Consider the following 25,215-nt stretch of genomic DNA (forward strand, 5'->3'; position numbering starts at 1 on the left):
GCGCCTGCCAGCCGATATTGGCGGTGACAATGACCTCGGGATACCCGCTCTCCAGCGCATTGAGCTTGTTGTCGCGCAGCTGTCGGGACAGTTCGGGTTGGGTCAGCGAATAGGTGCCCGCCGAGCCGCAGCACAAGTGACTATCGGGCACGGGCGTGAGGTTGAAACCCAGCCGTATCAGCAGCGCTTCAACCGCACCGCCGAGCTTTTGCGCGTGCTGCAAGGTGCAAGGGCAATGGAACGCCAGGCGGTGGGCGCAGTGGATGCCGAGTTTTTCCAGCGGTTCGGCGCGCAACACTTCGACCAGGTCCTTGGCCAGCGCACTGACTTTTTTTGCCTTGTCGGCATAGGCCGGGTCGGCACGGAGCAAGTGACCATAGTCTTTGATGAACGCACCGCAACCGCTGGCGGTTTGTACGATGGCTTCGACACCGTTTTCAATGTCCGGCCACCAGGCATCGATGTTGTGCCGTGCGCGATCAAGGCCGGCTGCCTGAGCGTCGAGGTGATAATCGACGGCACCACAGCACCCGGCCTCGGGGACCGGTGTGATGCTGATGCCCAGCCGATCCAGCACGCGCGCGGCGGCGGCATTGGTGTTGGGTGACAGCCCAGGCTGCACGCAACCTTCCAGTATCAGCACCCGCCTTGAGTGACGCATCGTCGGGCGCGGTTTGGCCGGGTACACACGACGAGGCAACTTGGCTTGCAAGCTGTTTGGCAACAACGCACGAAACATCTGCCCGCTGTTGACCAGTGCCTTGAACAGTCCGGGGTTGGGCACAACGCTGCGCAAACCTTCGCGTAACAAGCGCTGGTCGATTGAGCGCGGTACGGCGGCATCCACTACCGCGCGACCAATGTCGAGCAAGTTGTGATAATCGACGCCAGAGGGGCAGGTTGTTTCGCAGTTGCGGCACGACAGGCAACGGTCAAGATGCTGCTGGGTTTTTCGCGTGACTTCGTTGCCTTCCAGCACCTGCTTGATCAGGTAGATGCGCCCCCTCGGCCCATCCAGTTCATCGCCCAGCAGCTGATAGGTCGGGCAGGTGGCATTGCAAAAACCGCAGTGCACGCACGTGCGCAGAATGCTTTCGGCTTCTTCTGCCCGGGGCAGTTGGCGGGATTTTTCGCTGAGTGTGGTTTGCATGGGTCAGCACTCCGCGTACAGGCGACCGGGGTTGAAGATGTCCCGTGGATCAAGCTGCTGCTTCAGGTTCCTGTGGTATTGCATCAGGTTAGCAGGCAACGGGTGGAACGGGCTGTCGATCAGGCCATGGCTGTAACTGGTCACATGCCCGCCGACCTCACCGACGATCTTGCGAATGAATGATGCCTGCGCCTCGGATTTGAGCCAGCGCTGTGCACCGCCCCAATCGATCAGTTGAGCGCCGGGCAAGGAAAGCCGGGGCGTGTTGTGGGGCAATGACAACCGCCATAGGGGCTGGTCCTCATCGAAAAAACCCAGTCGATGTTCGTTGAGATCCTCCCAGTAGGTCGCGTCCAGCAATTCTCCACCCAATCGGTCATGGGCCGCCGCCACTGAACCTTCGCCTCCTTCCAGCCGCAAATGCAGGCGCTGTCCGTCATGGCACGCCGCGCTGATCGGCAAGGGCTGCTGACCCCACTCCGCGAGGCGCTGCAAAGCGCGATCACTGTCCATTTCCAGGCTGATGCTCAGGCACTGACGCGGTTTGGGCAACACCTTGAGTGACACTTCAGTCACCACCCCTAGCGACCCGTAACTGCCGGCCATCAAGCGCGACACGTCATAGCCGGCGACGTTCTTCATGACTTCACCACCGAAACGCAAATGCTTGCCGTGCCCGGTGATCACCCGTGTACCGAGGACGAAATCCCTGACCGAACCTGACCACGGGCGTCGTGGTCCCGACAACCCGCAGGCAATCATGCCGCCGACGGTGGCGCCTTCACCGAAGGAGGGCGGTTCGCACGCCAGCATCTGATGCGCGCCGTCCAAAACATCGGCCAATTCCGACAGCGGCGTGCCGCAACGGGCGGTGATCACCAGTTCGGTCGGGTCATAACTGACGATGCCTCGGTGGGTGCGCGTATCGAGCACCTCCCCCGCAACAATGCGCCCAAGGAAAGCTTTGCTGTTGGAGCCCTGAATGCGCAGCGGCGTCGCGTTTTGCAGCGCCTGATTGACCTGTTCCAGCAGCGCGGCGCTGTCATCCATGTCGAATTCGCTGCGCATCAGAAACGCTCCAGATCAGGGAAGGGCAACTGACCCATATGCACATGCAACGCGCCAAATTCGGCGCAGCGGTGCAGGGTCGGAATGTTCTTGCCGGGGTTGAGCAGTCCGCCCGGATCGAAGGCGGCTTTGACCGCATGGAACAGCGTCAGCTCATCGCTGTTGAACTGCGCACACATCTGATTGATTTTCTCGCGGCCCACACCGTGTTCACCGGTAATGCTGCCGCCGACCTTCACGCACAATTCGAGGATCTTGCCACCCAGGGTTTCGGCGCGGTCGAGCTCGCCGGGCTGGTTGGCATCGAACAAAATCAGCGGGTGCATGTTGCCGTCACCGGCATGGAACACGTTGGCCACCCGCAGGCCATATTCGGCCGAGAGCGCTGCGATCGCCTGCAACACGCCGGGCAGCTCACGGCGCGGGATCGTCCCGTCCATGCAGTAGTAATCCGGCGACAGGCGTCCTACCGCCGGGAAAGCATTCTTGCGTCCGGCCCAGAAACGCACGCGTTCGGCCTCATCGCGGGCCTGGCGGACTTCGGTGGCGCCGGCCTGCTCCAGCACCTGGCGCACGCGGTTGACGTCATCATGCACATCAGCTTCAACGCCATCGAGTTCGCAGAGCAAAATGGCTTCGGCGTCGACCGGATAACCAGCGTGGATAAAGTCTTCAGCGGCGCGAATGGCCAGGTTGTCCATCATCTCCAGGCCGCCGGGGATGATGCCGGCCGCAATGATGTCACCCACCGCGCGGCCGGCCTTCTCGACGGAATCGAAGGCCGCCAGCAGTACTTTCGCCGTCTGTGGTTTGGGCAGCAGTTTGACCGTCACCTCGGTGATGACCCCAAGCATGCCTTCTGAACCGGTGAACAATGCCAGCAAATCAAAGCCGGGCGAGTCCAGGGCATCGGCCCCCAGCGTCAGGTGTTCGCCTTCGACGGTCAGGATGTCGACCTTGAGCAGGTTGTGCACGGTCAGACCGTATTTCAGGCAATGCACACCACCGGCGTTTTCGGCAACATTGCCGCCGATGGAACAGGCAATTTGCGAGGAGGGATCCGGCGCGTAGTACAGGCCGAAAGGCGCCGCCGCCTGGGAAATGGCCAGGTTACGCACCCCCGGCTGAACCCGTGCGGTGCGGGCGGCGGGGTCGATGTCCAGGATGTTGTTGAAGCGCGCCATCACCAGCAGCACACCTTTTTCCAATGGCAATGCACCGCCGGACAAACCCGTGCCGGCACCACGGGCAACCACCGGGACGTGCCGCTCATGGCAGACTCGAAGCACGCCCTGGACTTCGTCGAGGTGGCGGGGCAGCACTACCAGCAGGGGTGTGGTGCGGTAAGCGGAGAGCCCGTCGCATTCATACGGCTTGAGCTCTTCCTGCTGATGGAGGATTTCCAGATCGGGCAACCGCGCGTGCAGCGCATGGAGCAGGGCGGCTTTATCCACATCGGGCAAAGCGCCGTCGACGCGTTCATCGTAAAGAATGTTCATCGCCTGATCGCAACCCTCAGTGGTTTTTATTCGAGGTCTTCCGGTGGCAGCTAATGTGCATCATTGGCCTGCCGCGTTTTTCTGTCTATGGGTTGTTTAACGGGCCCTTCGGCGGTTTTTTGGCTAATAGAGAAAACAACCTCCAAAACATTAGCTTATCCGTGCTCGTTCGCCTCCATTGCCGGGAGGTAGACACGCCAAAGCTGCGGCCTTAAGAGCCTATCGACCACCCATTCCCGTGATTGAAAAACGGCGCGACTGTCGTGAAAGCGACCTGTTTGTGCTGAACGCGAAGCGTCGCGACTTTTCTGTTGAACGACTGTTCAGCTTCGACTATGTTGGTGGCCACCTCCCCCGGCTGGTTGCGCGGGCTTGCGTTTCTTCAATTCGAACGAGGCACTGGCATGCGGTTTTCACCCTTTGTTGAGCGGATTTCAGGCGACGGCGTGGCCGCTTGGGATATTCACAATGCAGGCCTTGAAGCCCAGGGGCGTGGTGAGGATGTGATCATTCTCAGCGTCGGTGACCCGGATTTCCCCACGCCCGATTTCATTACCGATGCCGCCATTGAAGCACTGCGCGAGGGCGACACCCACTACACCGAGATCGCCGGGCGCCGGGCTTTGCGCGAAGCCATCGCTTCTCGCTACAGCCCACTGTTCGAGCGTGATGTGCCAGCGTCCAGCGTGATCGTCGCGGCCGGGGCACAAAACGCGTTGTTCATCACGTCGATGTGCCTGCTCAGCAGCGGTGATGAAGTGATCGCCCTGGACCCGATGTACGTGACCTACGAGGCGACGCTCAAAGCCTCCGGTGCAACGCTGGTGCGGGTGCCGTGCTCGGCGGATTCAGGTTTCAGGCTCGATGCCGCCGTGCTGGCCAAGGCCATCACCCCGCGCACCCGGGCCATTTTCTTCTCCAACCCGAACAATCCCACCGGCGTGGTGCTTAACCGCGAAGAGCTGCAAGCCATTGCCGACCTCGCCATCGAACATGACCTGTGGGTGGTGGTCGACGAAGTCTACGAAAGCCTCGCATTCGAACGCGAACACCTCAGCCTCGCGGCGCTGCCGGGAATGGCCGAGCGCTGCGTGGTGATCGGCAGTCTGTCGAAATCCCATGCCATGACTGGCTGGCGGATCGGCTGGATGCTCGCCCACGAAGCCTTGATTGCTCACGCCGAAACCCTGGTGCTGAGCATGCTGTATGGCTTGCCCGGGTTTGTCATGGAAGCGGCGCTGAAAGCGGTGCAGGCCCACGACGACGTGGCCCAAGGCATGCGCGACATCTATCGCCGTCGTCGCGATCTGGTGGTCGCGAGCCTGGCGGATTGCCCAGGTCTTTCAGTGCTCAATCCCGATGCCGGCATGTTCGTGCTGGTAGACGTGCGCGACACCGGGCTGACCTCGCTGGAGTTCGCCTGGCGCTTGCTGCGCGAGGCGCAGGTGTCGGTCCTCGATGCGGCGGCGTTTGGTGAGCCGGCGCAAGGTTTTGTGCGGCTTTCGTTCACGCTGGGTGAAGAGCGCCTGGCCCTGGCCTGTCAGCGTATTCGCGACTTTGTGCTGGTGCTCAAAGGTGAAGCGCCCCGTCCCGTAATCAGCCCCGTGACCAGCCGCGTCACCTGCGAAGCCACCGTTGCACCGGTCACAGCCAAGACCATGATCGAAGTCGATAGCCTGCACAAACGCTTCGGTAATATCGAAGTGCTCAAGGGCGTGTCCCTGACGGCGCGCGAAGGCGATGTAATTTCCCTGATCGGCGCCAGCGGCTCGGGTAAAAGTACCTTGCTGCGTTGCATCAACATGCTCGAAGTGCCGGACCAGGGGCGCATTCTGGTGGACGGCGAAAGCATCAAGCTCAATCACGACCGCCCCGGTGCACCGTTGGTGTCCGACGCCAAACAATTGGTACGGATCCGTTCGAGCCTGGGCATGGTGTTTCAGAATTTCAACCTCTGGCCCCATCGCACGGTGCTGGAAAACCTCATCGAAGCGCCGACCCAGGTCCTGCGTGAAAGCCGAGCCGAGGCGACCGAGCGCGCCGAAGCCTTGCTCGAACGCGTCGGGCTGGCGGCCAAGCGCAACGAGTACCCGGCGTTTCTCTCCGGGGGACAGCAACAACGGGTGGCCATCGCCCGAGCCCTGGCCATGCGGCCCAAGGTCATGCTGTTCGATGAACCCACCTCGGCACTCGACCCGGAACTGGTCGGTGAAGTGCTGCGGGTGATCCGCTCCCTCGCGGAAGAAGGCCGGACCATGATCCTGGTGACCCATGAGATGGCCTTTGCCCGCGATGTCTCTTCCAAAGTTGCCTATTTGCATCAAGGGCTGATCGAGGAAACCGGTTCGCCGGATGAAGTGTTCGTACACCCACGCAGCGAACGTTGCCGACAATTCGTCAACGCTCACCAGACTCGCTAATAAATCATAAAAAAGACGGGGAAAAATCATGGGAAATCGACGTTTGGCAAACTGGTTTACCGGCGCGGCCTGCTTGTTGCTGGCCGGCATGAGCGCGGCCCAAGCCCAGCCGATCAGGTTCGCGGTGGCGGCAGAACCCTATCCGCCGTACACCGAAAAGCAGGCCAACGGTGAATGGAAAGGTTTTGAAGTCGACCTGATCCACAAGCTGTGCAGCGAAATGAAAGCCGAGTGCGAGATCAAGGAAGTGGCGTGGGACGGCATCATTCCCTCATTGCTGGCGAAGAAGATCGACGTGATTTTTTCCTCGATGTCGGTGACTGAAGAGCGCGAAAAACAGATCGCGTTCAGCAAGGCCTACTACGACTCGGTGATCGCGATCGTCGGCCCCAAGGGCACCTCCGTCAAGAAGTACCCGGACGATCTCAAGGGCAAGATCATCGGCGTGCAGAACTCCACCGTGAGTGCCAGTTACCTCAAGCAGTACTACGAAAAAATCGCCGACGTGAAGTATTACGACACCCAGGACTCGGTTAACGCCGACCTGATTGCCGGCCGTATCGACCTGATGATGGCGGACGGCACGGCCATGGCGGCCTTCGTGCAGACGCCGGATGCGAGCAACCTGGACTACCTCGGCGCGGTGCCTTATGACCCGATTTTCGGCAAAGGCGTGGGCGCCGGTCTGCGCAAAGACGATACCGAGCTCAAGGCCAAACTCGACAAGGCCATCCAGGGCCTGCTGGCGAGCAAGGACTATGACGACCTGTCCCAACACTACTTCGGTACCAGCGTGAAACCTGCTTTCTGATCTGAATAGAGATCCTGTGGGAGCGAGCCTGCTCGCGATGACGGCCTGTCATTCAACAATGATGTCGACAGACACACCGCCATCGCGAGCAGGCTCGCTCCCACAGGGGGCCTGCGTCAGGCAGTGATTGCGCTAACTGGAGAGTGAAATGCCGGCAATGTTCGAGTTGATCAATTTCAGCGAGCAAGGATGGGGCAGTGCGCTGTTAAAGGGGCTCTGGATGACCCTGCAGATTTCCGCCGGGGCGTTTGTGCTCGGGCTGATGATCGGGTTGGTGGTGGCCTGCCTCAAACTCAGCGCGCCCAAACCTATCGCAGCGCTGATGCGCAGCTACACCACACTATTCCGGGCAGTTCCGGAGTTGTTACTGATCCTGCTGCTGTACTACGTAGGCTCCATGCTGCTCAATTCGCTGATGGTGCAGATGGGTTACGGCACGGTGAATGTCAGCGGTCCGCTGGCGGCCATTGTGGTGCTGGGCCTGGTGCAGGGCGCTTACGCCTCGGAGATTTTTCGGGCGGCGATCCAGGCCATTCCTTTCGGCCAGATCGAGGCGGGCAAGGCGTTTGGCTTGAGCGGGTTCGGCTTGTTCCGGCGGGTCACGCTGCCGATCATGGCGCCTTACGCCATGGCCGGGATGGCCAACCTGTGGATCAACCTGATCAAGGACAGTGCATTGATCAGCGTGGTCGGCACCAACGAGCTGCTGTACACCGCCAAGCAAGGCGCGGGTTCGACGCGGCATTATTTGTTGTTCTACCTCACCGCCGCGGCGATGTATTACGCGGTGACGTTGGCGTCCAACTACCTGTCTGGACGGCTTGAGCGACGCATCCGTCGCTGGATGCCTTTGGCTGAGTAAATGAAATGATTCCAGCGTGGATAGTTGAATACGCGGCGCTGTTGGGCCGGGGGCTGCAAACGACCATCACCATCCTGTTGATTTCCAGCGTGCTGGGTTTCGCGCTCGCGGTGCTGGTGGCGCTGGCGCGGATCTCAAAGAACAGAGTGATCGCCAACGTCAGCCTGTTTTACACCAGCGTGACGCGCGGTACGCCGCTGCTGATCCAGATCTACATTTTCTACTACGGCCTGGGCAGCCTGTTTGCGCAGTTCCCGTTGATTCGCAGCAGCTTCCTCTGGCCGTACCTGCGGGACGGGTATTGGTACATCGTGTTTGCCTTGGTGGTGTCGGTGGGGGCCTATGTCGGCGAAGTGATTCGCGGCGGGCTGCTGGCGGTACCCAAAGGCGAGATGGAAGCGGCTTCGGCGTTTGGTATGACGGCACGCCAGTCGTTGCTGCGGGTGCGTTTACCCCGGGCGCTGCGCCTGTTGTTACCGACACTCGCCGGGGAGACCGTGATGCTGCTCAAGTCCACCGCGCTGGCGTCGACGATTGCGATTATCGACCTGCTGGGCGCCGCCAACGTGGTACGCGCCCAGACCCTGCAAGTGTATGAACCCTTGCTGCTGGTGGCCGGCGTCTATGTCTGCCTGACGTTTTTGATCGAAGCGCTATTTGCCTTTGCCGAACGGCGCGGGACGCCCGTTCGCAGGTCGATGTAATGAACGCGCCACGGATCGTCGACCGGTCGTTGCAAGGCATCGGCCTGTGCACCTTGGGGTACACGTTCCTGGCGTTGCAGGATGCTGCCATCAAATGGCTGGTGGCGGATTATTCAGTGGTCAGCATTCTGTTCTGGCGCGCCCTCGTGGTGGTGCTGGCTTGCCTGCTGGTGGGGCGCTTGCGCCTGGTCCAGCGTGCCTGGCACTCGCCGAGCCGGCGTCTGTTGGTGGTTCGTGGATTGTTGTCGATTGTTGCCTGGGTGTTGTATTACACGGCGGCCCGGGACCTGACCCTTGCGGAAATGACCACGCTGTATTTCTCCGCGCCGATCATGGTCACCGTGCTGGCGGCAGTGATCCTCAAGGAGCGCGCCAGCGCGTGGCAGTGGTTCAGTCTGATCATCGGTTTTGTCGGCGTGATCATTGCCTGTCGTCCCGACAACCTGGCCGATCCCGTGCCAGTGATCCTGACGCTGTTGGCCGCAATGTGCTGGGCGTTCACTTACATTCAGTTGCGCCAGGTGGATGAGCAGACGTCAGTGCTGGAGCAGATGCTGATCACCAACGTGGTGTTTGTGATTTGCATGACGGTGGCGCTGCCCTGGAACGACACCCCGGCACCGACCCCGGCCTGGCTGGGAATGCTCGGCGCCGGGTTGGTCGGCGGTATCGGTCAGTTTCTGCTGTTCGCCAGTTTTCAGCGGGCCACTGCCACCTTGCTGGCGCCGTTCGAATACACCGGCCTGATCTGGGCATTCCTGTTGTCGAGCCTGATCTGGGGCACGCTGATGGACGTGTCATTGATGGTCGGTGCCGGGCTGATCGCGGTCAGCGGCACCTTGGCGATGATCTTCGGGCGACACCCCTCACAAGACGTCGTCGGTGCTGAATGCTCCGTGTCGCAGCCCCTTTATCCAGCAACGACAGATGTGGAGGCCGTTGGCGGGGCTGAAGGTTTCGGGGTTCAGGCACCACTCGATCCAGAGTCCGTCGAGCATCGCCGATAAACCGATGGCTACCGTTCAAATCTCCAGTGTCGGCCATGGCAATGTTTCGGTTTTTAACGTTCGTGACGTGGGAGAACAAGCAGATGGCGCAGGATGTTTCGTTCAGTGTTCGCAACAACAACGGCGACCCGGTGCAGGTCTGCGCCTGGCGCTTCGAGGGCAATGGCAGCGGGCCGACAGTACATTTGCAGGCCGGGGTGCATGCCGATGAAATCGCCGGGATGCTGGTGCTGCATTTGCTGATGCAAAAGCTAGAGATCGCCGAGGCCAACGGTCGGCTCAACGGCAGTGTGACGGTAGTACCGCAAGCCAATCCGCTGGGCATCGGGCAGTTTCGCCAAGGGCGAATTCTCGGTCGTTTTCACGATGCCACCGGGCATAACTTCAACCGCGCGTTCGACCAGTCGGTCGCCATGGTCCAGCCGTCGACCAACGTCCAGGAATGGCAAAAAAAACTGGTGCAATTGGCGGCCCCGGCGGATGTGATGCTCGACCTGCACACCGATGACGAGGCGTTGCCCTACCTCTACGCTCACCGCTGTTTCTGGCCCCGTGGCCGCGAACTGGCCGCCGCAATGAAAATGGACGTGGCGATCATCTGGGATGACGGTGGCGATGGCTCCTTCGAAGAAACCATCATCGCGCCGTGGCTGCGCGACGGCGTCACCGATCAGCGCATGGCCGCGACGCTGGAGCTGCGCGGGCAGGGCGATGTCAGTGACCGGTTTGCCGAGCAGGATGCCGAAGGGTTGTACGTTTGGCTGTGCGGTTTCGGCGTGATTGATGAGGCGCTGGCGCCCGCTGACTGGCCTGTCGAGGCCATGGAAATGGGACATATGGAAACCATTCTGGCGCCGCAGCCCGGCGTGCTGATCTTTGAAAAAGAGCTCGGCGATTTCGTCGAAGAAGGGCAGCGCTTTGCGCGGATTCTACGCAGACCGGGTGATCCGTCGTCCGAAGTGGTGTTGGTGGCCGAGCAAGCGGGACGCATGGTCACCCGCTACCGGGATCGGCTGGTGTCCCAGGGCATGGTGGTGGCCAAATTCACCGGCAGCCGGGTCTCACGCAACTGGAGTGGCGGGTTGCTGGACCCGAACTAGATGAACAGCAGTGCGCCGTGGGGTTGTAAACTGCGCGCCTGATACGCGACAGCCCTTTATCACCTCAAGCACGAGATCCCCATGGCCAATCAAGACATCACGTTCACCCCTGACCCTGACCAGGATTCCATCTCCTCCGACGTCGCCGGTCTCGGCGGCCTGCTGGTTTCCACGCAGATCCCGACCCGCGCCGATGGCAGTCTGGAATTGGGTGGCATCGTCGAGCAGAGCGAATGCACGCTGCAAGCGCTCAAAGTCGCACTGGAGCGCGCCGGCAGTTCGATGGATCGGGTGTTGCACCTGACCATCTACCTCACCGACATGGCCGATCGCGCCGCATTCAACGAAGTCTATAAGCGTTTCTTCGCCAAACCGTGGCCGGTTCGCGCCGCTGTGGGCGTGGCCGCGTTGGCGGTCGAAGGCATGCGCGTGGAAGTGACCGCGATGGCGGCCAAGGGCTGAATCGTTGAGCGGGATTGGAGCCAGCATCACTCCAATCCCGGTCTACGTTACAGCTGGTTCGACAGCGGCGGAGTACGTGGCGGGATCAAGCGTTTCGACCCGGTGGCTTCATACGCCGACGCCAGGCGCAGCAGCGACGAATCGTCATAGGCGCGACCGGCAAAAGTCAGCCCGACGGGCATGCCGATGTCCGGCATCACACCCATCGGCACGGTGACCGTGGGCACCCCAAGGTGGCGGATGGCGAGGTTGCCATTAGCGACCCAGATGCCGTTGCTCCACGCGATGTCCGCAGACGCCGGATCGACATCGGCATTCGCCGGACCAACGTCGGCGACCGTCGGGAACAACACTGCATCGAGACCCAGGCGATCCATCCACTCTTCAAGGTCGATACGCCGCGTCTGTTCAAGGCCGCGCAAGCCGTCAGGCACGGTGGTGATCTCGTTCCAGGGCGTGATGCCGCGCTCGGCCATCCGCACATACTCGTCCATGCCGGCGGCAAGGTCGCCCTCGCGATTCGGCAGCGTGCCGGGGTCGTGGGGGAAAATCAGCGGTCCGTCGACGTCGACCAGGCGGTTCAGCTTCGGATCGCCATTGGCCTGAAGAAAGTCATCGAACGCCCAGGCCGTCAGGTCCCACAACTCATGGTGCAGGAACTCTTTGGAGACGATGCCGCGATTGAACACGGTCGGCGCCCCCGGACGGTCGCCTTCGCAATTGGAAACCAGCGGGAAGTCGACTTCGACCACTTCCGCACCGGCCGCTTCCAGCGCTCGTCGAGCCGCTTCCCACAGACCGATCACCGAGGCACGGGTGTTGATTCGCTGCCCCGTCGGCCCTCCGATTCCCGGCGCCTCGCTGGTGCCGGCCTCCGGGTCTTTGTTGATGTACATGCGCGGCACACCGAAACGCTTGCCGGCGAGCGCCTCGGGTTGCGCGGCGAGTTCATGATAGGAGGCAGGGCGCACCGAGGTAACACTCGGAATCGGCACCCAGGGTTGCAAACGCCACAGATCGCCGCGCGTATCCGGGTCTTCGGCCACCACCACGTCGAGCACTTCAAGCAAGTCCGCCATGGTCCGGGCAAACGGCACGACCACGTCCATGGTCGGGGTCAACGGCCAGTTGCCGCGCACCGAAATCACCCCGCGCGAGGGCGTATAGGCACACAAACCATTGTTTGAGGCGGGACCGCGTCCGCTCGACCAGGTTTCTTCCGCCAGGCCGAACGCGGCGAAACTGGCGGCGGTGGCCGTGCCGGCACCGTTGGATGAACCCGAGGCGAACGGCGCAGTGAGGTAGTCAGCGTTGTACGGGCTCTCGGCGCGGCCATAGACCCCGCGCTGCATGCCACCGTTGGCCATGGGCGGCATGTTGGTCTTGCCCAGGCAAATGGCGCCGGCGCCGCGCAGCCGTTCGATGGTGAACGCATCGCGACAGGCCATCAGGTGGGCGAAGGCGGGGCTACCCGACGCAGCGGTCAGCCCCTTCACCAGATAACTGTCTTTCGCTGTGTAGGGGATGCCATCGAGCGGCCCCAGCGTTTCGCCTTTGGCCCTGCGCGCATCGGACGCTTGCGCTTCCTGGAGCACATCGGGGTTGCGAACCACGACAGCGTTCAGTGCGGTAGAGGTGTCGGCACCGTCGTAGGCATTGATCCTGGCGAGATAAGCCTGCACCAACTCCACCGCCGTTGTCTGGCCGGATTCGAGTGCCGCACGCAATTGCGCAATGGAAACCTCAGTGACCTCAATCATGCTGTTACCGCCGGCGGCTGATGGGAGACGCGGGATTTCGGGGCATCACTTAACTGAAAATGGGCTTTCATATCGAATTCTCGTTGCACTGCATTACGCGGCAAGGGCTGGACGGGTGACCTGTGCGTTGTATTTTGGCATTAAGCCGGGAACAGAGGAAACGCTGTCCGTGGTGCGAGACGGATCCGGGGGCCGTCAGTCAGTGACATTCGAGCACTGGGCGAGCGACAGCCGATCAGTCAAGCCAAAAGGTGCTCAGTCCTCAGTCAGCAGCCGCTCAATCTGCGCCAGCTCCCACGCGCTGAGAAAACTGAGCGGGTCGGTGCCGTACCGTTGCCAACTGTCGAGATCGCCCTCGCGGCCATCGGGGCTGTGGCAGCGTTGGCAGTGGCGCACATGGACGCCATCGACGTCGAGGGTCAGGCACCAGCCCTCGATGTCGACCTGCACCTGGCCGGGCGTGGAGGGTCTATCGAGGCGTCGCAAAGGGTGGATGCCCAGGGCGGCGTTGCGCAATGTCTGGTAAACCTCGCGGGCGGTCAGGGGTGGCACGGTTGTCTCCAGTGAAATGTTTGTCAGGCGCCGATACGCCGGGCTACGAAGAGAGTCATTCTTTACGTAGACTTTTGCGTCTGCAAGCAGGCGTCCATTGATTCACTCGCGCCTGGCCCTACAAACTCGGAAACAGCCCATGAAGCAAGTCGCCGTATTTATCTTCACCTGTCTACTCAATACAAGTTTGTTGAGCGTTCCGGCACACGCGGCCGGCGATGTTGAAGCGGGTGCGACATTGTTCAAACGAATCTGCGGGGGGTGCCATCAGGTCGGCGAATCGGCACGGGGTTCATTTGGTCCGCAACTCAATAACATCTTTGGACGACCTTCGGGCAGCACTGCGGATTATCAGTATTCCGACGGCATGAAATCCGCCGGTATCGTCTGGAATCGCGAAACACTTATCGCGTACCTCGAAGCACCGAAAGAAGTGGTCCCCGGCACCCGCATGATTTTCTGGGGACTCAGCGATCCGGAAAAGATCGACAACTTGCTGGCTTACCTGGAAACCTTTCAGGTGCAGTAGTGCTTTACTGCACTCATCTAACTTTTCAAACTTTTGTGCTGTCGGCGATGTCGTTGTAAGGGTCAATGTAAATAGAAGTTTTACTCCTGCTTACAAATTACTTACACAAAACGGCTGTACCATTCGTGTCTCAAACCATCGCCTGAAAATCCCTCTTGCAAGTCCTGCGAGCCCGCTTGCGCGCTGACCCCAAGATGATTGAAACCTGGAAGATACCCCTTGAAAAACCTGATTAATCGATTCGCAACGCCTCTGACCACTGGCTTCTTTATTGTCTCTATGATTTCTGGCGTGGCGCTGTTCTTCCATTGGGCACCGGCGCTGTTTCATGGCATGCATGAATGGCTCAGCATTGTTCTTCTGGTTCCATTTGCACTGCACTTGTGGAAGAACTGGGGGCCTCTAATGGGGTATATCAAGCGCAAGTCACTTTATGTACCGCTGTTGCTTTCGATATTGGTTGCAGTGCCCTTCGTCATTTCCGGCATGGGTGGCAGGCAGGGGGGCAATCCGGCATTTGCCGCCGTGCAACTGGTGACCAAGGCGCCTTTGACCGACAGCGCGGCCCTTTTCAAGAACACACCTGATGAACTGGTTTCGCGGCTGCGCCAACGTGGGCTTTCAGTGACGTCGGCCAGCGACAGCCTCAACCAGATCGCCCAATCAGCGAAGATGCAGCCCACGCAATTGATTGCCGAACTGCTGAGTGAGCGGCAGTAACGTAATAAAGGATAGGATCAAAATCCAGCCATTGAGCAGTTTGACGCCGACAGGGCGGCCGTGGATAACTGCAGCTAAGCTTCCCAGCGCTGGGGTGGAAATGTCGCCTTGGGATGTCAATGACTGGCAATGGAGCCGCCCGAATGAGTACTGAACAGAATCATTACAGTCCGCCCACGCTTCTCGTGGTCGATGACACGCCCGATAACCTCATGCTGATGACTGATCTGCTCAAGGATCGCTACCGGGTCAAGGTTGCCAATAGCGGTGAAAAGGCTTTGCGTGTATTGCAGGGCGACCCGCTGCCGGACCTGATCCTGCTCGACATCATGATGCCCGGGATGTCGGGCCATGAAGTGGCCGATCAGCTCAAGCGCGATCCGCGTACCCGCGATATTCCGATCATCTTTCTGACCGCCATGGCCGGGACCGAAGATGAGATCCATGGTCTGGAACTAGGCGCTGTCGACTACATCACCAAACCTATCCGGCCAGCGCTGGTTCTGGCGCGGGTGGATACCCAGCTCAAGCTCAAGGCGGCGAAAGACTTCCTGCGCGATCACAACGACTATCTGGAGCAGGAGGTGGAGCGCCGCACCCGCGAGGTGATTGCAATCCAGGATGTGGCCATCCAGGCCATGGCGTCACTGGCGGAGACCCGCGATAACGAAACGGGCAACCATATCCGGCGGACCCAGCATTACATCAAGGTGCTGGCAGAGCATTTGCGGGAACATCCGCGTTTCAGCCACTTTCTCAGCGAAGAGACCATCCAGTTGCTGTTCAAGTCGGCGCCGCTGCACGACATCGGCAAGGTCGGCATTCCCGACCATATCCTCCTCAAGCCGGGACGCTTCACCGAGGAAGAGTTCGAGATCATGAAGACTCACACAACGCTGGGGCGTGACGCCATCCAGCATGCCGAGGATGCGCTTGGCATTCGCGCCGACTTCCTCACTCTGGCCAAGGAGATTGCCTACAGTCACCAGGAAAAATGGGACGGCAGCGGGTACCCGCAGGGGCTGGCTGCTGACGATATCCCCATCAGCGCCCGGTTGATGGCGGTGGCCGACGTCTATGACGCGTTGATCAGCCGTCGGGTCTATAAACCGGGGATGCCCCACGCACAGGCCGTCGAGATCATTCGTCAGGGGCGAGGCACGCACTTCGACCCTGACATCTGCGATGCCTTCCTGGTCTGCGTTGAACAGTTCCTGGCCATTGCCGCGCGTTTCGCCGATACCGATCAGGACATGGCCGGCAAGCTGGCGGCCCTGGAACGTAGCGGCCAGACTCAGTGAACCCGCAATTACGGGGCCCCTTTGTCAGTGTATTCATCAGGTTCACGAGGTTAGACCATGGCTGGATTGCGCACGCTGCTTGAGCGCCTCGCGCTTATGCACAAACTGATTCTGGGGTTCGCGGCGCTGCTGCTATTGGTGCTGGTACTCGGGGTGCAAAGCCTGCGTACCCAGCAATCGCTGAAACAGGACATGCAAAACCTCTATCTCCAGGAACTGGTCGGCATGGAGCACCTGCAAGAAGCACGGGTGCAAATGCCTCATATGATGCAAGCACTTCAGCGGGCGGTGGGTACCGACAGCGCACAGATTCGCGTTGAATCCCTGCAGCAGCTGCACGATTCCCGGGATCGCCTGCAGGTGGCGCTGGCCAACGGCAAAGTGACCCTCAGACGTGCGGAGAACCTGGCGCGCCTCGCCGAGTTCGACCTGCTGGCGCAACAGTTGCAGGGGCATAGCGAACAGGCCTTTTTGTTGATTGATCAGGGGCGGCAGAATCAGGCGTTGGCGCTAGTCAATAGCCGTGAGTTCCAGCAACTTGCCAAGCAGGCCGATACCCTTTTGTATGCGATCGCCCAGATCAAGGAAGCCTCGATTCGCGACACGGCCAAGGAAATTGCCGATTTTGCCGAACGCAGCACCAAGCTGACCTACATACTGTTGATTGGTGGATTGTCGCTGGCGCTGCTGCTGGCCTGGCTGGTCAGCCAGTCGATCCGCAACCCGCTCAACCGGGTGCGGGCTGCGGTGGACCAGTTGGCCGCAGGGCAGCTCGATCAACCGATACCCCACACCGACCTGAACAACGAAACGGGTGATCTGGCGCGGGCCATTGCCAAACTGCAAACCGAGTCCCAACAACTGGAGCGTCAGCGCTGGATCAAGGCGCATACCGCCCAGTTGCAGGTCGATCTGCAACAGGCAGAAACGCCAGCCGAGCTGGCGCAGGTGTTCCTGCAACACGTGGCAAACCTGCACGGTATCTGCCAAGGGGTGCTTTATAGCGCACAAGAGGACGCCGGTCAGCTGCTGCTGATGGGCCGCTATGCCACTGATTCCGAGCGGCCACCCGAAGCGCAAGTCATGTTCGGCGATGGCCTGTTGGGGCAGTGCGCGGTGGATCGCCAGCCGCGTCAGTTTCAAGCGTTGCCGGAGCAATACTGGCGTTTGCACTCGCCGCTTGGCGAGATTCCCGCCAGTTGCCTGCTGTTGCAACCCATCGTGCATGGCGAGCGGCTGCTGGGCGTACTTGAGCTGGCCGGACTGGCGCCGTTGGGTGAGCGCGAATGGCAGCTGTTGCATGAAGCGACCCCACGCCTGGCTGCTGCCATGGCCATCATGGAACGAAATGAGGCGGTCAAGACCCTGTTGGCAGAAACCCGTCGCCAGGCCAATGAAGTGGCGGAGCAGGCGCTGAAGCTGGAGGAACAGGCGCAGGCGCTCAAGGCCAACGAGGCACAGTTGCGCGCCGTACTCGACAGCAGCCCGGTGGCCATGGTGATCAGAGATGTCGATGGCCGTCCGACCTACTGCAATCCACAGTTCGACAGTTTGTTCGGCACCCGTCTCGCTGAACTCGAAGATACGGATCCGGCACAGTTCTGGGTCGACCCGCAGGCACACGAGCGCTTTCTCGAAGCAGCGTCGCAAGGGCCGGTGCTGAACTTCGAGGCCCGCTTGCAACGCGCGGGAGGCGAACGCTTCGATGTACTGGTGTCGACCGTCACGATGACGTTGGGAGAGCGGGGCGTGTGGGCCAATTGGTATTTTGACATCACCGAGCGCAAGACTGCCGAGGCCGAGGTGCAGCGCGCACGCGAGGCCGCCGAGGAGGCGACTCGGGCCAAGAGCAACTTTTTGGCCACGATGAGTCACGAGATCCGCACGCCAATGAACGCCATCATTGGCATGAGCCACCTGGCCTTGCGCACCGAGCTCGACCACCGCCAGCGCAACTACATCGAGAAGGTCCATCGTTCGGCGGAATACCTGTTGGCAATCATCAACGACATCCTCGATTTCTCCAGGATCGAGGCCGGCAAGATGCACCTCGAACACATTCCCTTCCACCTCGAGAACGTGCTGGATGGCTTTGCCAACATGATTGGCCTGAAAGCCGAGGACAAAGGCCTGGAATTGCTATTCAACATTGCGGCCGAGTTGCCGACCGCGTTGATCGGCGATCCGTTGCGTCTGGGTCAGATACTGGTCAACCTGGGCAACAACGCGACGAAGTTCACCGAGCAGGGTGAGATCGTGCTCGGTGTAGAGCTGCGAGGTGCTGCAGGAGAGGAGGCGCATCTGCATTTCTGGGTGCGTGACAGCGGGATCGGCATGAGCACCGAGCAATGCTCGCGCCTGTTTCAGCCGTTCAGCCAGGCCGATAGCTCCACCACCCGAAAATATGGCGGCACCGGGTTGGGCCTGGCCATTTCCCGGCATCTGGTGGAGTTGATGGGCGGGAGCATTTGGGTGGAGAGCGAACCGGGCCACGGCTCCACGTTTCATTTCGAGGTGAGCCTGGGCGTGCAACGCGATGTTCAATTGCGGCGCATGGCGACTGCCGACGAATTGTTCGGCAGTCGTGTGTTGGTGGTCGACGACAACGCCAGCGCGCGCGAGATTTTGTCTGGCATGACGCGCAGCTTCGGCGTGGAGGTGGACGTCGCACAAAGTGGTCCAGCCGCACTGACCTTGCTGTTGGAGGCCGAAGCCAAGGCGCAGCCCTATGATCTGGTGCTCATGGATTGGCGCATGCCCGGCATGGACGGGGTGGAGACGGTGCGGCAGATGCAGGCCGCCAAACTCGCACAAACGCCGTCGGTGATCATGGTCACCGCGTTCGGTCGCGAGGAAGCCCGCGAAGAGGCCAGCCGGCAAGGCATTCAATTGCCGGTGGTGCTGACCAAGCCGGTGACGCCGTCGACATTGCTTGAGGCGCTGGGCAGGGTACTCGGCAAGATCCCTCAGACCGATACCCGGGCCAGCGAGCGACTCGACCATAGTGCCAGCACTATGGCCAGCCTGCGTGGCGCGCGACTGCTGCTGGTGGAGGACAATGAGTTGAACCGCGAGCTGGCGTGTGAATTGCTGGAAAGCGCCGGTATCGAGCTGTGCCTGGCGGTCAACGGCGCAGAGGCGCTCGACCAGCTGGAGCGCGATGCTGACCTCGATGGTGTGTTGATGGACTGCCAGATGCCGGTGATGGACGGTTATACCGCTACCCGCAAGATACGCGAACAGTCACGTTGGGCGAATCTGCCGGTGATCGCCATGACGGCCGACGCGATGGCAGGGGACCGCGAACGGGCGCTTGCCTGTGGCATGAACGATCACATCTCCAAACCCTTGAACGTCGAGGACATGTTCGCCACGTTGGCCAAGTGGATACATCCCAGACCTGGTCGTGGCGCGCCTGCGGCCGACGTGTCGCCCGTCACCACGATGACGGCCGCTGGCCTGCCAGCCAGTCTTCCCGGTATTGATTTGAACGCAGGCCTGGCCACCTGCATGGGCAAGGTCGAACTCTACCTGCGCCTGCTGCGCAAATTTCGCTCCAGCCAGCAGGCCTTTTGCGCCGAATTTCTGGCAGCCCGAAGTGAAAGCGATCCAACGGTGGCGGTTCGACTGGCCCATACCCTACGGGGTACAGCGGGCAATATCGGAGCCATTGATGTGGCAAATGCAGCCAGCCATCTGGAACAGGCGTGTCTGAACGGTGCGGTGGAGCAGGATCTGGTTGAACGACTGGCGGAGGTTGAACGCTGCCTGACGCCGGTGCTTGAAGGATTGTTGGTACTGAACGAATCGACAGAGCCCGTCGATTCATCAGCCGCGCCACCGTTCGACAGCGAATGGCATGCGCAATTGATTCACGTGCGGCAGCTGCTGGCCGAGAGTGACGCCCAGGCGCTGACGGCCTTGCACAAACTACAAGGGCTGGCTGCAGGCCCTCGGGTGGCCGAGCAATTACATCGGGTTGTCCAGCAAGCCGAGAGCTTCGATTTTGATCAGGCGCTGGAGTTGCTTGAGGATCTGTGGTGATCATCAGGCTGATGAAGCGGGGATATCGCTAAAGAAGCTCTGCACACCCGGCTCAACGGAGTCGCTGCGCAATCAGCAGAAAACACAACACCGGCGCCAGGCCGGTGTTGTGTTTTCTGCGTCATGTTCAGGTGGGGATAGCAACGAGCAGCGCCACCCAACCTGGTGTCTTAGAAGCGATACTTCGCCGAAGCCGTAACGCTACGCGGTGCACCGTATGTCAGGGCGCCGAAGGCATCGAAGATGTCGAAGTACTTTTCATCGGTGACGTTGTTCGCATTCACCTGCGCCGAGAGGTTATCGGTGATCTCGTAGCGAGCCATCAGGTTGACCAGCGCATAGGCATCCTGCTGGATTTTCTCGGAGTTGCCGGCCGGGTTGAGGGCGTAGGTGTAGATCGAGTCTTGCCAGTTAACCCCGCCGCCAATGGTCAGCTTGTTGAAAGCACCGGGCAGACGGTAGGTGGTGAACGTTCGCAGCAGCTTGGTCGGGTACAGTGTGTTGACGTCGTCGCCGTTGGCATCGTCGACCTTGAACTGGGTGTAACCCAACGTTGCGTTCCAGTCCGTTGCGAGCTCGCCGGACACTTCCAGTTCGAAGCCCTTGCTGGTTGCGCCTTCACTGGCTTCGTACGCGAAGCCACCCACGGGGTTCGATGGATCGATCAGCACGCCGGTATTCTGGCCCAGATTATCCTGCTTGATCTGGAAAATCGCAGCGGAGGTGTTCAAGCGACCGCCGAAGTATTCACCCTTCAGGCCGATTTCCCGGTTCTCGCCAACGATGGGCTCCAATGTCTTGCCACTGCTGTCGCGCACCGATTGCGGCAGGAAGATTTCGGTGTAGCTGGCATAGGCCGAAAGGTTTTCGGTGAGGTTGTAGACGACGCCTGCATAAGGGGTGAATTCATGATCGACATCGACCTTGCTCACTTCCGAAAAAACGTCATCACTGGTCTTCTCGTACCAGCTCTCACGCGCACCCAGAATCACTTTCAAATCGTCGGTCACGTTCAAACGGGTGGCTGTGTATAGCCCCTTTTGCCGGGTTTCGCTGTAGCCGTAATCGGTCCTTGGGCCCCATACCGGCTCGGGGAAATCGCCCTTGTAGGTATCGAAATTGGCCACGCCGTCAAAACCGGTTTGCGCGTCGAGTGAATCGGCGTCGAACTTCTGCTTGCTGTCTATATAACCAAAGGCCGCTTCATGCTGACGACCCAACAGAGAGAACGGGCCATCGAAACGGATGCCGTAGTCGTCCTGGGTGGTCCTGGTCTTGTAGGTTGCCGGGAACGAAAACATCGGCGCGCTACCGTCCCTGCCCGGATTGCCGGAAAGGTACAGCAGGGAAGAGTGGCCGTTTCGCTCGCCACGGTTGTAGCTGAGGTGAGCTTGCCAGTCGTTGGCAAACTTGTGGTCGAGATTGACGAAGTAGGTGTCGTAGGTCGTGTTCCACTTGCTCCAGTCAGCGGAGGTTGTCTTGGAACGGCTCCAGTTGGTGCGGCTGCCATCGGCGTACCAGACGGGCAGGCCACCCCACATCGGTGATTCGGCGTTGTTTTCCTGATGGCTCAAACCGAACCAGACCGTGGTGTCGGGCGTCAGGTCGATATCCATGGTGCCGTAGAGGGTTTGGCGCTTGTTCGAATTCATATCGATCCACGTGTCACCCTCGTTGGTCTCCCCGACCAACCGTGCGCGAATCGTACCTTCCTCGTTCAGCGCTGTGGCCACATCGGCCTGGGCACCATAGGTGTCCCATGTACCGGCGTTCACTTCCAGCGAACCGTTCAGTTCAGTGCTGTAAGCGCGCTTGCGCACCATATTGATCGACGCGGACGGATCGCCGGCACCCGTCATCAAACCGTTGGCTCCGCGGACCACTTCAACGCGGTCATACATGGCCAGGCTGCTGAAAATCTCACCCGAACTCCATGGCTGTTCAAAGATGGTAGGTACGCCATCGATCATCAGCGAGTTGAGTTCAAAGCCACGGGCGTTGAATTGTGCCCGGCTGGTTTCGTAGCGGTTGACCGACACACCGGTGGCATTGTTGACCACGTCGAGGATTGTCTGCAGATCCTGGTCCTGTATGCGCTGCTGGGTGACGACGCCGACCGACTGCGGTGTCTCCCGCGGAGACAGGTTCAAGGGGGTGGCCGTGCGTTCAGATTCGGTCGTGTAGGAGTTAGTGCCCTCGGTGATGGCGCTGCGTTCACCCGTGGCCGTCTCAGTGATAGCGATAGCCGGCAAGGTCACAGCGCTGCCCGTCTCGGTCTGCTCAGTCTGTTCCGCCGCTTGCACGGAGGGCGCAACGAAGGCGATACCGGCTGTCAGCATGTGCACTGCGAGAGCCAAAGGGCGTAGTGCCAGAGGCGCACGCGGCGTAACGGAGTTTTTTGAACACAGGAGGATGGGGGCGGTCATGTGAGCTCACATTTGAATTGGTGTTATTTGAGAATAGATATCATACGCAAATGTGATGAATTGCCAAACACTTGTTTAAGAAAGATTGCTTTTTGATATCAGTCAACGCGGTGATCTGACTTTTGGCGTTCGCTTCTGAGCGTTTTTTGCTGATTGCTTCCTCGACGTGCATTGGCGAGTAGAATGCAGCCGCCGTTCAGCACTAACGGGATTTGTGATGGTCAATAAACCCCGCGCGACCGTCAGCGGTGGTCCTCTCCGTCCGTTTACCCCTTAATCCAATTCGAAGATCTAAAACGCATGCACCTACGCAAAATTGCAGTTGGGCTCTCGGCCCTTGTTTTGCTTTCCTCCGGGGCAGAAGCCCGCAACCTGCTGGATCTCTTAAAGCCGCCCACCCAGGCACAGGAACAAGTGTCCCGCTCGGGCTCGATCAGCAAGAGCGCGGCGCTGGACCTTTATTCAAACAAGCAGAAGCAGGCATCGTTCGACGGCTGTGCAGATCTGTTCCCGGCAGCCAAACCGATCAACATCGCCACCGTGCCCGCAACCATGAATCCCTTGGCCCTGTGTTCCGACCACTTCGCGGTGCTGTACTCGCAAACCAGCAAGACGCCGCTGGTCGTGGTCGAGCGTCTGAATGCCGCCCAGCTTCAGGATGCCAAAGGGGAGGAGCGCACCAATCAGTTCTATGCGGATCCACGCATCCCCAAGAGTGGGCGGGCAGAGTTGAGCGACTACCGCAGCCAGCATCCGGCGGTGGACCGCGGTCATCAATCCCCGGCAGCCGATGCTCCGAACCCCAATGCAATGGCTCAGTCCTTCGCGCTGTCGAACATGGTGCCGCAAGACCCCACCAACAACCGGAAGATCTGGAGCAAGGTCGAATCTGATGTGAGGAAGTTTGCCAAGCGCGCCGAGGGCAACGTTTATGTGTTTACCGGCCCGCTGTTTGACCCGGGACACACCACCATTGGCGACAATAAAGTCTGGGTGCCGAGCCGCCTGTTCAAGTTGGTCTATGACGCATCGTCCCAACGTGCGTGGGCGTACGTGCTACCAAACGCAGAAACCCGTATCGAGAGACCGATGGACTATGACGCTTTCGTGAAAGCCACGGGGCTCAAGTTGCTGGGTAACCTGCCGGTTACCGGTTCCGTGGGCCGCACTTGATCGCTTCTACTTAATGGACTTCACCCCAAGGGTTGGGGGGCAACCGATGGGGTGATTCGTGCCTGGCCGCTTTTAGCGTTTGATATGGGAGATTTTCGAACCTTCGATGCTGACCCCGGCCATTAAGCCTTGCTGGTCGAAGATGAACGCATACGCATCATCTTTGAGCGTCGAGCTGGACAGGTTCTTCGCAATCCCTTCATTCACGACAACCACGGTTGGTCCCACGCCAACTTCCCAACCCTTGGACTCAGCCAGATAATTCACCGCTTTATCATTCATCAGAAATACTGCATAGCCATAGGACTGGGCGCCCGCCTGCAGCCCCCACGACCCGCTCACGGAGTTGTAATAGTCCACGACGGTCTTACCTTTCATTAATACACCTTCGCCATAGCTGCCGCCGAAGACCAGGCCAGCCTTGATGATTTTGGGGAAGACCAGCACGGCCTTGGCTTGTTGCGAGATGGATTTGGCTGTTGGATTGGCTTTGTAGAGCGTCTCCAATGCTTGCACAGCGTCTTTATTCAGATCCTCTGCGGTTTCTGCACTGGCACTGTTCAGCAGGCTCGTCGAGGCCAGCGTAGCTAACGCGAGGAAGATCGATAGAAAGTAGCGCATTGATTGAGTCATTTCCGTACTCCGAGAAGGGAGCATTGGATGAGAGCAGCAGTCAGTACCTGCGTCAGACAGGAACCAAACCGACTGAAGTTATCCGGCGCACCCTGATATGTGTGGTTTGCAAGCGTCGCGCTGGAATGCAGGAAACCCAAGGCGCGATGCCATCACTTGTTGTGACCACTATGAAACGGCCGGGTTCGCCGCTTTCTACCCCTATCGTTTTTTACATTCCGCCAACACCACCTGGCAGGTGTTCGGCGTGCCGCCTGAGCGGCCGGCATAGCGAATGCAATTATTCAGGGATTTTTGGCGGGCAATGTTCAGGGTGGAGCCCCACGCCAGGCCGCCTTCACCGGCAGTGGGTAGCGCTTTTGCATAGCAATTGGAGCCCAGGCTTGCAGTCGAATAGCGATGCCTGGATGTTTTGCTTGAACATCCCGCTGTCAGCGCAAGGCTGATGGCGAGCAGGGAGGGGAGAACCCATGACCAGCATTGGTGCGCTGTTTTTTCGGTCATCCCGTTTCCCCTGTATCAACAGCTCAGGCGTGTGTGGGGCTGTGCACTTTGGCGTTCGCCGGGGTCATCTTTTACTGCACAGAATGAACATGTCATTCCCATCATCGAACAGGTAACGCGTCTCGGACAACGGGCGCATCCAGTAACTCAGGCTGCTGTCCGGCCGGAAAATAAACAGGCCCAGTGTGTTTACCAGTTCAGGAATCGTGCTGTCCGTTTCGCCTTTGGCGCTGCGCTCAACATTTATGTGCAAGCGGTGCCCCTCTTGTTGCACCCGAAAGGCGCTGTTGCGGCGCAGGGTACCTATTTCCGCCCCGGAGTTGGCATCAATCAGTTGGGCCACCATACGCATATGGCTGACCCCGGCGGGCCTCAAATCCACTCTGAAGCGAGTCGTCAGCCATGACGGGCGCGTTGGAGAGGGCACTTGATGCGCGCTCTCTCCAGTGCACCAAAGGTCCAGGTTCGCCTTTTGCTCGCCCGACACGCG

21 protein-coding genes and 1 pseudogene are annotated in these 25,215 nt (G+C 59.9%); 12 read left to right on the forward strand and 10 right to left on the reverse strand.

All coding sequences use genetic code 11. The features are described from left to right. The 3 genes from glcF to glcD all read right to left on the reverse strand — a co-directional run. Positions 1-1,150, reverse strand: a 1,150-nt coding sequence (gene glcF, locus PMI22_RS06825) for a glycolate oxidase subunit GlcF (protein WP_007947838.1), incomplete at its 3' end; no start/stop codon positions are given. Between the two features lie 3 nt (positions 1,151-1,153). Further along, entirely contained in the window at positions 1,154-2,218 is a 1,065-nt protein-coding gene (glcE, locus tag PMI22_RS06820) for a glycolate oxidase subunit GlcE (RefSeq protein WP_007947839.1), read from the reverse strand. After that, complete coding sequence (glcD, locus tag PMI22_RS06815; protein WP_007947840.1) at positions 2,218-3,717, reverse strand: glycolate oxidase subunit GlcD; 1,500 nt, start codon at positions 3,715-3,717, stop codon at positions 2,218-2,220. Before glcD ends, glcE begins: the two co-directional genes overlap by 1 nt. A 404-nt stretch (positions 3,718-4,121) precedes the next feature. Between glcD and PMI22_RS32290 the strand changes: the two genes are divergently transcribed. The 5 genes and pseudogenes from PMI22_RS32290 to PMI22_RS06790 all read left to right on the forward strand — a co-directional run. Beyond that, complete coding sequence (locus PMI22_RS32290) at positions 4,122-6,137, forward strand: aminotransferase class I/II-fold pyridoxal phosphate-dependent enzyme (RefSeq protein ID WP_007947841.1); 2,016 nt, start codon at positions 4,122-4,124, stop codon at positions 6,135-6,137. A gap of 28 nt (positions 6,138-6,165) precedes the next feature. Further along, entirely contained in the window at positions 6,166-6,948 is a 783-nt protein-coding gene (locus tag PMI22_RS06805; RefSeq protein ID WP_007947842.1) for a transporter substrate-binding domain-containing protein, read from the forward strand. A gap of 148 nt (positions 6,949-7,096) precedes the next feature. Beyond that, entirely contained in the window at positions 7,097-7,810 is a 714-nt protein-coding gene (locus PMI22_RS06800; protein WP_007947843.1) for an ABC transporter permease, read from the forward strand. 5 nt (positions 7,811-7,815) lie between these two features. Then, entirely contained in the window at positions 7,816-8,514 is a 699-nt protein-coding gene (locus PMI22_RS06795) for an ABC transporter permease subunit (protein ID WP_007947844.1), read from the forward strand. Further along, a pseudogene (locus tag PMI22_RS06790) lies at positions 8,514-9,335 on the forward strand (DMT family transporter); the annotation flags it as partial. The gene PMI22_RS06795 and the pseudogene PMI22_RS06790, both read left to right, overlap by 1 nt. Before the next feature lie 45 nt (positions 9,336-9,380). Here the strand turns inward: PMI22_RS06790 and PMI22_RS32540 are convergent. Next, entirely contained in the window at positions 9,381-9,512 is a 132-nt protein-coding gene (locus PMI22_RS32540; RefSeq protein WP_405046860.1) for a hypothetical protein, read from the reverse strand. A gap of 92 nt (positions 9,513-9,604) precedes the next feature. Here PMI22_RS32540 and PMI22_RS06785 point away from each other — a divergent pair, with 92 nt between their 5' ends. After that, positions 9,605-10,621 (forward strand): succinylglutamate desuccinylase/aspartoacylase domain-containing protein, encoded by a 1,017-nt coding sequence (locus tag PMI22_RS06785; RefSeq protein ID WP_007947846.1) that lies wholly within the window; start codon positions 9,605-9,607, stop codon positions 10,619-10,621. 81 nt (positions 10,622-10,702) lie between these two features. Further along, positions 10,703-11,083, forward strand: a complete 381-nt coding sequence (locus PMI22_RS06780; RefSeq protein WP_007947847.1) for a RidA family protein — start codon at positions 10,703-10,705, stop codon at positions 11,081-11,083. 47 nt (positions 11,084-11,130) lie between these two features. Here the strand turns inward: PMI22_RS06780 and PMI22_RS06775 are convergent, their stop codons facing one another. Continuing rightward, a complete protein-coding gene (locus PMI22_RS06775) occupies positions 11,131-12,843 on the reverse strand; it encodes an amidase (RefSeq protein ID WP_007947849.1) in 1,713 nt (570 codons plus the stop codon). A gap of 255 nt (positions 12,844-13,098) precedes the next feature. Next, the gene (locus PMI22_RS06770; protein WP_007947850.1) at positions 13,099-13,395 is read right to left on the reverse strand and encodes a DUF7693 family protein; all 297 of its coding nucleotides are present in this window, start codon (positions 13,393-13,395) and stop codon (positions 13,099-13,101) included. A 139-nt stretch (positions 13,396-13,534) separates the two neighbouring features. Between PMI22_RS06770 and PMI22_RS06765 the strand changes: the two genes are divergently transcribed. The 4 genes from PMI22_RS06765 to PMI22_RS06750 all read left to right on the forward strand — a co-directional run bounded on the left by PMI22_RS06765 (position 13,535) and on the right by PMI22_RS06750 (position 19,989). Beyond that, positions 13,535-13,924 carry a c-type cytochrome gene (locus PMI22_RS06765; RefSeq protein ID WP_007947851.1) on the forward strand — a complete coding sequence of 130 codons (390 nt, stop codon included), beginning with the start codon at positions 13,535-13,537 and terminating at the stop codon, positions 13,922-13,924. Positions 13,925-14,143: 219 nt separating this feature from the next. Beyond that, complete coding sequence (locus tag PMI22_RS06760; protein WP_007947852.1) at positions 14,144-14,644, forward strand: DUF4405 domain-containing protein; 501 nt, start codon at positions 14,144-14,146, stop codon at positions 14,642-14,644. A 143-nt stretch (positions 14,645-14,787) separates the two neighbouring features. Continuing rightward, complete coding sequence (locus PMI22_RS06755) at positions 14,788-15,945, forward strand: response regulator (RefSeq protein ID WP_007947853.1); 1,158 nt, start codon at positions 14,788-14,790, stop codon at positions 15,943-15,945. Positions 15,946-16,002: 57 nt separating this feature from the next. Beyond that, entirely contained in the window at positions 16,003-19,989 is a 3,987-nt protein-coding gene (locus PMI22_RS06750) for a hybrid sensor histidine kinase/response regulator (RefSeq protein WP_007947854.1), read from the forward strand. Positions 19,990-20,159: 170 nt separating this feature from the next. On the opposite strand, the gene PMI22_RS06745 is transcribed toward PMI22_RS06750, so the two are convergent. After that, positions 20,160-22,328, reverse strand: coding sequence for a TonB-dependent siderophore receptor (locus PMI22_RS06745; RefSeq protein ID WP_033049564.1), 2,169 nt, complete (start codon positions 22,326-22,328; stop codon positions 20,160-20,162). A 387-nt stretch (positions 22,329-22,715) separates the two neighbouring features. Between PMI22_RS06745 and PMI22_RS06740 the strand changes: the two genes are divergently transcribed. Continuing rightward, positions 22,716-23,588: a DNA/RNA non-specific endonuclease gene (locus PMI22_RS06740; protein ID WP_007947856.1), complete on the forward strand. Its 873-nt coding sequence runs from the start codon at positions 22,716-22,718 to the stop codon at positions 23,586-23,588. 72 nt (positions 23,589-23,660) lie between these two features. On the opposite strand, the gene PMI22_RS06735 is transcribed toward PMI22_RS06740, so the two are convergent. The 3 genes from PMI22_RS06735 to PMI22_RS0129665 form a co-directional block, all read right to left on the reverse strand. After that, positions 23,661-24,221 carry a YSC84-related protein gene (locus PMI22_RS06735; RefSeq protein ID WP_007947857.1) on the reverse strand — a complete coding sequence of 187 codons (561 nt, stop codon included), beginning with the start codon at positions 24,219-24,221 and terminating at the stop codon, positions 23,661-23,663. 201 nt (positions 24,222-24,422) lie between these two features. Beyond that, on the reverse strand, positions 24,423-24,725 hold the full coding sequence (locus PMI22_RS30815) for a hypothetical protein (protein ID WP_007947858.1): 303 nt from the start codon (positions 24,723-24,725) through the stop codon (positions 24,423-24,425). 64 nt (positions 24,726-24,789) lie between these two features. Next, positions 24,790-25,077 carry a hypothetical protein gene (locus tag PMI22_RS0129665; protein ID WP_157214455.1) on the reverse strand — a complete coding sequence of 96 codons (288 nt, stop codon included), beginning with the start codon at positions 25,075-25,077 and terminating at the stop codon, positions 24,790-24,792. Positions 25,078-25,215: the final 138 nt, after the last annotated feature.

It is taken from the genome of Pseudomonas sp. GM21, assembly GCF_000282215.1.
Lineage (GTDB): Bacteria > Pseudomonadota > Gammaproteobacteria > Pseudomonadales > Pseudomonadaceae > Aquipseudomonas.